The sequence below is a fragment of the Anabaenopsis arnoldii genome, assembly GCF_028331025.1.
Classification (GTDB): domain Bacteria; phylum Cyanobacteriota; class Cyanobacteriia; order Cyanobacteriales; family Nostocaceae; genus Anabaenopsis; species Anabaenopsis arnoldii.
The window spans coordinates 1-7,258 of record NZ_JAQMUH010000047.1 but is presented as its reverse complement, the minus strand read 5'-3'; the positions used below and the strand labels follow the sequence as shown (position 1 = coordinate 7,258).

Here is a 7,258-nt window from a genome sequence, read left to right as displayed (position 1 = left end):
GTTGGTTTCAGGTAGATTAATAATTATGGTTCCTGTAGGTTGTTGATAACCTGTGATTACGCCGGATTTGTACCAACGCCACGCAGTTCTATAACTTATCCCTACCTTTTTTGCATAATCAGATAGTTTCATTCATTTAATGATTGTACATTCATAGTTATATTATACTACAAATGTACATAAATGACTATAAATTCATTAAATTATTGTAGACCTTCTGGCGGAAGGTCTGTACAAAGCTACGACCAAAAAGATGATTTAGAACGGTACACACCGTCCCAAGGTGGTCTGCTAGTCAAAAAATAACAATCCAATGCCAATGATGGCAATCATCACCCCCGCCATCCCTCGCCAACTCACTTTTTCTCCAATGCATATAGCAATAGGGATAACAAATAGGGGACTGGTCTGTAATAAGGTGGAAGCAATTCCCGCAGCTGTGAATTTAATCGCTGTTTGTTGTAGCCAAATACCTAAATAAGTACCACAAAAAGCCCCAAAGCACGCGGCGAAAATGACCCGCCAGGATGGTTTAGAGGAGGTATGGGGTAAGGCTTGCGCCTGGCCTTTGGGGAACCACAGCCAGCCAAAGAGAATCAATTGGGCTGCACTTAAGCGGAATAAAGCCGCCCACAAAGATGATATACTACCAGTAGTAAAGGCTACGCGAGCGATAACTGTAGCTATGGCATTGGTGATGGCGGCTAATAAGCCCAAACCGATCCCCCGCCATAGATGGGTGGGGGGATGATTGTTGCTACTGGGAAGCGGTTCTGTGATTACCCAAGCAACTCCTAAAATAGTAATTATAATTCCACACCAAGCTCTAATATTTAAACTTTCACCCAGCCAAATTATGGACAGGATAGCCGTGATGGGAGGGGACAGGGTACCGATAAGTAACACACGACGTGGTCCCAAATAATTGAGCGCCCCCATAAAAGCAGTATCACCCCAGCTAATACCGATTACTCCGCTCAAGCACAGTAAAAAAATCGGCGTGGGGGTGGAGGTGGGTAAGGATTCCCCAGTTACTAAGATGGTGAAAATTAGCAAGGCGATCGCTACTATCCCCTTGAGTGAATTCAGTCCCAGGGGCGGAATATGATTTCCCACAAAGCCATACACCACCGAGGCGATCGCCCACAAAGCAGCAGCAGCTAAAGCCGCTAACTCTCCCCCGGCATTTGTTAACAAATTATTAAAAATACAGTTTACCTCTTAAATAATCCACAAATTCATTTAATAATACAATAAAGAACCTAAAACATAGTAGCACTCTCTGCCTTAGAGTGCTAATTTTCCCAGGTAATTCTTGTCATATTATGGGCGAAGAAAATATTTTTTCTAGATGGCTGTAGATGATTGTATGCAAGAATTAATTAGCAGCGTCAAGATTTTCTACACAACTAATTAAATATGGGGAGAGATGGAATGAAATACACCTTTGATATTGTAGGAGTATCTCCTGTTTGGGAGTTTTTTAAACATCAACAACAGACCATAAACAAACCAATTAGTGGCGGTGTAGAATATCTCAGCACCCATAGATGTACTTTGGATGCTTTATTAGAATCTGTAGAACCATTACCCATAAAATGGGGTTGGAATACTGAACAGGTCAGAGAGACTGTAGTAAAGTTTTGGTTAAATAATGCCGAAAGTATTCGTTATTGGAAAGTCCGTTTAATAGATGCAGGTAATGAGAATATACTAGTTGCTAGGCTGGCAGAGATCAAATCTTTACAGGCGGAATTTGAATCTTTATTCAGTAAATAAATTTGGGAGCGCCATTTCCCCACTGTATCCCCTTGTGGGTATAGTTAGTCTCCAATCCCCAATTGAGGGGATTAATCACAATGATTGCTACCTAATCTCGCGAATATTGTTCATGACTTGTTGATATAATTCATTATTATTTTGTTGTTGAAAAATAGAGGCAGCTTGTTGTAGGTCTTGCAGCGCCCCTTCTCTGTCTCCCTCTGCAGCGCGGGCATTACCACGGTTATTGTAGGCGGGGGCAAAAGAAGAATTGAGGCGAATGGCTTGATTATAATCCCCAATGGCACCTTGTCTGTCTCCCTGGGCTGCCCGAGCATTGCCTCGATTATTGTAAGCCATGACAGAGCGAGAATCTAGGCTAATGGCTTGGTTGAAGTCATCTATGGCCCCTGCATTGTCCCCCTGAGCGGCGCGGGCATTTCCCCGATTATTATAGGCTTCGGCATAGCGGGGGGAAACCCGAATGGCTTCGTTATAGTCTGCGATCGCCCGTTGGTAGTCTCCTAGGGAAGCTAGGCCATTTCCCCGATAATTATAGGCTTCGCCATCGTCAGGAGCCAGATTAATGGCTTGATTGTAATCTGCGATCGCCCTTTGCTTGTCTCCCAGGTCAAAGTAAGCCAGTCCCCGGCTTTTATAGACCTGAGCATAGTCTGGGTCTTGATCAATAACTTGGTCATAAATAGCGATCGCCCCTTGCAAATCACCTCTTAGGTGTTTATTTTTACCCTCAACATAGAGATTTCCCGCTGAGGATGTTTGCACTGTCCGGCTGTTAGGAGGACTAAGACCTATTTCTGTTATCAATACCTCTCTATCTTGACTACAAGATATAGTAGTAATTCCACTTAATATACTCACCACAGCTATAGTCAGTCTTCTTTTAACTTTTAGGTGTTCTCGCTCAAATAACCGCAGTTTCATAAGTTAACTTAAACCCTCAACCGGAACGACAATTCAGACTAGATTTACTTCTTGTTTTTATTTACAATTGGTTCTCAGTTTTGAGAGTATCTGAAACCAGCAAAACCATAGCAAATATCTCCAATCTTGCGCACATCCCTAACCCCTGACTAAAAATATGTGCCTACAAGACTTTGTAACTAAACCTTATTAACTAATATTTTCCAGATTTAATTAATATTCACCTGTTAAATCAGGCCTCAAGAATAGAAATATTTATCCGGAATAATTTACAGATTTTTTATATAAATCACATTCTAGACAAATAAATTTATTTTTTATGTTTTTCCTGATACTTTATCTAGAATTAACCGGTGAATTTTCCTGTCAAATTAATATAGTCATCCTATTTGACTTGAGAAATTATGAGTGAGGAAAGGGAACAGGGAACAGGGAACACACCGAACAGAAATTGTTCATGAATCATTTAGGATTGCTATATTAATTAGATTAAGATAAATCGTTACAAAAGCTACAGTCAGCATGATGATAAATCTTGCGGGGTAGTCCTCGATACCGCCCTTTTATACCTAAGAGGTTGTTTGATAAGTTTTCCACAGGTAATTTTTATCTTAGGGAACAGGGAACAGGGAACAGGGATTAGAGAACACACCGGAAGAAACAAAATCAAGTCCCATTCCCTTGTGAAGAAAATGGGGAGGGTGGGGGTAAAACAATATTTGATACACTAATCATGACTTGACAAACATCCCCTAACTCAGATGAAGCGATCGCTCTATTCTAGCTCGGCGAATTATGCAGAGATTGACTTAAGAATACATTTCTAGATAGATCCAATTGTTGCGGTTGGTCAACACAGGCGATCGCGCGGCTATTTTGATATAATCATAAGATTGCCTGAATAATTCTACAACTCATATTATTCACATCTTCACCAACACTTAATAGTCAAGTTGTTGCATATGGGTTGCACTTGCATATTAATCAGTTTATTCTCTGTAGAGAAATAATATAAATCTCTATTATTTATCTAGCAAAGTTGAGGTAGGACAGTCAAGAAAAATACAAATAAAAATACAAATAAAGCCTTTTTCAGGCTCATGAAGTACACACTAATTCCCTATTCCCTGTTCCCTATTCCCTGTTCGGTGTGTTCCCTCAAACTAAAAAATTGTACCTCACGAGCATGGGAAATGCTATATATATTGACTAAATCACTTCATGGTGTCCATAGCTATTCAACTCACCGTGTTACAGTGCAATTTAACCATAGAATACTTTGGTGCATAAATCCTTCCACATCATTGGACTAAGATGAAACCCTAAGAGCGTGCTGGGATGAAACTATCGAATCTAGATCCACTTATACCCCTCATGGAATTAAAAGCAAAATTCATGAAGTTACCAGAAAATTATTCCGTTGACGAGGGGGAATTAATCGAGTTTTTATCCCAGCGAAGATGGCCTGACAGAAATCGGCGCATTGATAGAACAACTTTTTGGCGGTGGCGAAACGACAACAAAATTGAGCATCAAAAATCCTTCGGTAAACTAGATATTTTAAAACTTTGCCAAATTTGCGATCACTACCGTTTAGATGGAACTCGCAATCAATACTTAACCATGGTTAATCATACTCCAGATTTGCCAGTTAAAAAATAAACTCTCGACTGCTTCGGCGTGCTTTACTATCCCTGTGTAAGAGGATGTTTGTATTGTTTGACCCCACCCTAACCCTCCCCTTGTAAGGGGAGGGGACTGGATTTGATTGTTTCGGTTCCCCATTCCCTGTTCCCTGTTCCCTGTTCCCTGTTCCCTAAAATAAAAATTACCTGTTGAAAACTTATCAAACATCCTCTAAGTGTGAATCCTTGGCTTTTGGGTAGTTCGTTGTTTAAAATGGGATTTTAATGTTTATTAATCATGGTGTCTCCTCAACCCATTAACCCCAGTCCCGGACAAGAATCAGTTTGGGACTACCCCCGTCCCCCTCGTCTAGAAGACACAAACAAACATATTCAAATCATTTTTAATGATGTCGTCATTGTGGACACCCACAGCGCCAAGCGGGTTTTAGAAACTAGTCATCCACCAACTTACTATATTCCCCCAGGGGATATCAAAATGGAATACTTAATACTGATGCCAAAATCTAGTTTTTGTGAGTGGAAAGGTATCGCTAGTTACTATACTATCCGCGTGGGTGATAAACAAGTACATAATGCGGCTTGGTTCTATCCGCACCCTACAGCTAATTTTGCCTCTATTAAGTATTATGTAGCATTCTATGCCCATCTCATGGATGCTTGCTATGTGGATGGGGAAAGAGTACAACCACAACCAGGTAATTTTTACGGTGGTTGGGTGACCCATGATATTGTCGGACCTTTTAAGGGTAGTCCGGGTACTTGGGGATGGTGAATCAACCCCACCCTCACCCTCTCCTTGTCAAGGGGAGGGGACTACTACAGTAAATATTGTTCTGCTTGTAATTTCAGTTTATCCCCCTCTAATAACACTTGGTCTATATAATCTTTCACCTCCATATAAGGTTGTCTTAAGTTGATTTTCTCTGACTGAATGGCTCTCCTGGTGCTTTGTCGGACTTGACCAGCAAACTTACGTTGACCAAATAAATCTAGTCCCAATGAGATCATACTGTCTGGGAGTGCTTGGCTAGCTTGTTGGTTGATTTCTTTAATGGCTAAGTTTAGCTCTTTTTTAATAGCTCTTAATTGTTTCTGGATAAAGTTAATATTCTTTACTTGTAACTTGACTGATGGGGGATTATCCAGGGTTAAGGTCATTTGTTGCTGCAATTGAGCAATTTGTAATTGGGTTTCTTGTAAGTTCATGGCTATTACCCCTCATCCCAAAATCTGCTATTAGGTTATTCAATCATCCCACAAAAACCATTGTCATCTATCTGAGGGTAGATATTTTGTTTTTGGTTTTTTTAACGCAAAGGTTCGCAAAGGTGGCGCAAAGGTTCGCAAAGGGTATTTAAAGATGGTTTATAATTTGTGTTACATTAATCACAGTTATTTGCTGCTACTAAATAATGAACCATCCAGACTTTACACCACAGGGTTATGAAGTAATCAGGGAATTGGGACGCAACCGGGAAGGGGGGAGAATTGCTTGGTTAGCGTCACAGTTACAGACAGGTCAACAGGTAGTAATTAAACAGTTCTGTTTTGCTCAGACTGGTTCTAGTTGGTCAGCATATAAGGAACATGAGCGGGAAATTCAAGTATTAAGGGGACTGAAACACCCCGGTATTCCCGAATATTTGGGCGCATTTGCAACAGATGACGGCTTTTGTTTAGTTCAAGAGTATAAAAACGCCGAGAGTTTAGCCATCGGGCGCAGTTTTGACCCGGAGGAAATTAAACACATAGCAGTTAAAGTTTTAGAAATATTAGTATATTTACAAAATCGCATACCTCCGGTAATTCATCGAGATGTGAAACCGGAAAATATCTTAGTAGATGACCAATTGAATGTGTATCTGATTGACTTTGGCATGAGTCGCATTGGTAGTCAAGAGGTGGCGGCTAGTAGTGTGTTCCAAGGTACGCCGGGTTTTATCCCCCCGGAGCAATTACGTAAACCCACGGAGGGTTCTGATTTATATGGGTTAGGTGCTACGTTGATTTGTTTACTCACAGGGAAAAAGTCAACGCAGATACAAGAGTTGACAGATGAAGATGACCCCTATGTAATTCATTTCCGTGATTTATTACCCCGGTTAAGTGTGCGGTTTCTGGGGTGGTTGGAGTTGATGGTTAAACCACGGCTGAAAGAACGGTTTGCAGATGCTCAAACGGCTTTACAGGCGTTGACACCCTTGGATGTGGTGCGTGTACCAGAAGTGAAGTTGAGTACATTGGTGTTGGAGTTTAGAGCTACTCGCATCGGGGAAAGGTTAAAACAACCGATACAAGTGGTTAACACTATGTCGGAGACGTTGTTAGAGGGGAAATGGGAAGTTGCACCCCATCCCCAAGACCCGCCCCATACTCCCGACTCTCACAGTTGGATTGTGGTATCACCGAGGGAGTTGAAGGGTAATGAGATTAACTGTGATGTCTGGGTAGATACTAGTAAGTTAATGGCGGACAAGTTCTATGAGCGTCGGTTGTGGTTACGGAGTAATGCTAATGTGGAGGTTCACAGTTTAACTGTGCGGGTAAAAACAGCGCCTTTACCTGTTGAACGGCGATCGGTTCCTTATTTGGGGTTGGTGGGTTCGTTGTTAAGTTTTGCTGGGTTAACTTATGCAGGTTATCTACTTGTTCCTCTCATTTGGGCTGGGTTTTGGGTTGAGATTCTGACTGGGTTTTGGGCTGCGATTCTGACTCTGATTGGGATTGCGACTGGGGCTGGGATTGGGATTGGGTTTGGGATTGGGATTGGGACTTGGATTGCGGCTGGGATTGGGATTGTGATTGGGATTGTGATTGAGCCTATGATTAAGCCTATGATTAAGCCGGTGATTAAATTTGGCGGTAAGAAGTTGGGACTATTCACCGCCGGATTAGGAATCAGC

8 protein-coding genes are annotated in these 7,258 nt (G+C 41.5%); 5 read left to right on the top strand and 3 right to left on the bottom strand.

The annotated features are described in order from the left end of the window. The first annotated feature begins 183 nt into the window (after positions 1-183). Positions 184-306 carry a hypothetical protein gene (locus PN457_RS03855; protein WP_271731450.1) on the top strand — a complete coding sequence of 41 codons (123 nt, stop codon included), beginning with the start codon at positions 184-186 and terminating at the stop codon, positions 304-306. Here the strand turns inward: PN457_RS03855 and PN457_RS03850 are convergent. Then, complete coding sequence (locus PN457_RS03850) at positions 292-1,197, bottom strand: DMT family transporter (protein WP_271731449.1); 906 nt, start codon at positions 1,195-1,197, stop codon at positions 292-294. The two genes, PN457_RS03855 and PN457_RS03850, sit on opposite strands and share 15 nt — an antisense overlap. Positions 1,198-1,434: 237 nt before the next feature. Here PN457_RS03850 and PN457_RS03845 point away from each other — a divergent pair, with 237 nt between their 5' ends. After that, positions 1,435-1,779 (top strand): hypothetical protein, encoded by a 345-nt coding sequence (locus PN457_RS03845; RefSeq protein WP_271731447.1) that lies wholly within the window; start codon positions 1,435-1,437, stop codon positions 1,777-1,779. An 87-nt stretch (positions 1,780-1,866) separates the two neighbouring features. Here the strand turns inward: PN457_RS03845 and PN457_RS03840 are convergent, their stop codons facing one another. Continuing rightward, on the bottom strand, positions 1,867-2,706 hold the full coding sequence (locus tag PN457_RS03840; RefSeq protein ID WP_271731446.1) for a tetratricopeptide repeat protein: 840 nt from the start codon (positions 2,704-2,706) through the stop codon (positions 1,867-1,869). A 1,338-nt stretch (positions 2,707-4,044) separates the two neighbouring features. Here PN457_RS03840 and PN457_RS03835 point away from each other — a divergent pair. Together PN457_RS03835 and PN457_RS03830 are read left to right on the top strand one after the other, a co-directional pair. Beyond that, the gene (locus PN457_RS03835) at positions 4,045-4,368 is read left to right on the top strand and encodes a hypothetical protein (protein WP_271731445.1); all 324 of its coding nucleotides are present in this window, start codon (positions 4,045-4,047) and stop codon (positions 4,366-4,368) included. A 261-nt stretch (positions 4,369-4,629) separates the two neighbouring features. Next, entirely contained in the window at positions 4,630-5,127 is a 498-nt protein-coding gene (locus PN457_RS03830) for a DUF427 domain-containing protein (protein WP_271731443.1), read from the top strand. Between the two features lie 44 nt (positions 5,128-5,171). On the opposite strand, the gene PN457_RS03825 is transcribed toward PN457_RS03830, so the two are convergent. Then, on the bottom strand, positions 5,172-5,561 hold the full coding sequence (locus PN457_RS03825) for a hypothetical protein (RefSeq protein WP_271731442.1): 390 nt from the start codon (positions 5,559-5,561) through the stop codon (positions 5,172-5,174). A gap of 206 nt (positions 5,562-5,767) precedes the next feature. Here PN457_RS03825 and PN457_RS03820 point away from each other — a divergent pair. Further along, positions 5,768-7,258 (top strand): serine/threonine protein kinase (locus tag PN457_RS03820; protein ID WP_271731440.1); only part of this gene is annotated, 1,491 nt, incomplete at its 3' end.

Coding starts and splice junctions, on each gene's coding strand:
- PN457_RS03855 (WP_271731450.1), top strand. CDS start 184: ATGACTATAAATTCATTAAATTATTGTAGACCTTCTGGCGGAAGGTCT.
- PN457_RS03845 (WP_271731447.1), top strand. CDS start 1,435: ATGAAATACACCTTTGATATTGTAGGAGTATCTCCTGTTTGGGAGTTT.
- PN457_RS03840 (WP_271731446.1), bottom strand. CDS start 2,706: ATGAAACTGCGGTTATTTGAGCGAGAACACCTAAAAGTTAAAAGAAGA.
- PN457_RS03835 (WP_271731445.1), top strand. CDS start 4,045: ATGAAACTATCGAATCTAGATCCACTTATACCCCTCATGGAATTAAAA.
- PN457_RS03830 (WP_271731443.1), top strand. CDS start 4,630: ATGGTGTCTCCTCAACCCATTAACCCCAGTCCCGGACAAGAATCAGTT.
- PN457_RS03825 (WP_271731442.1), bottom strand. CDS start 5,561: ATGAACTTACAAGAAACCCAATTACAAATTGCTCAATTGCAGCAACAA.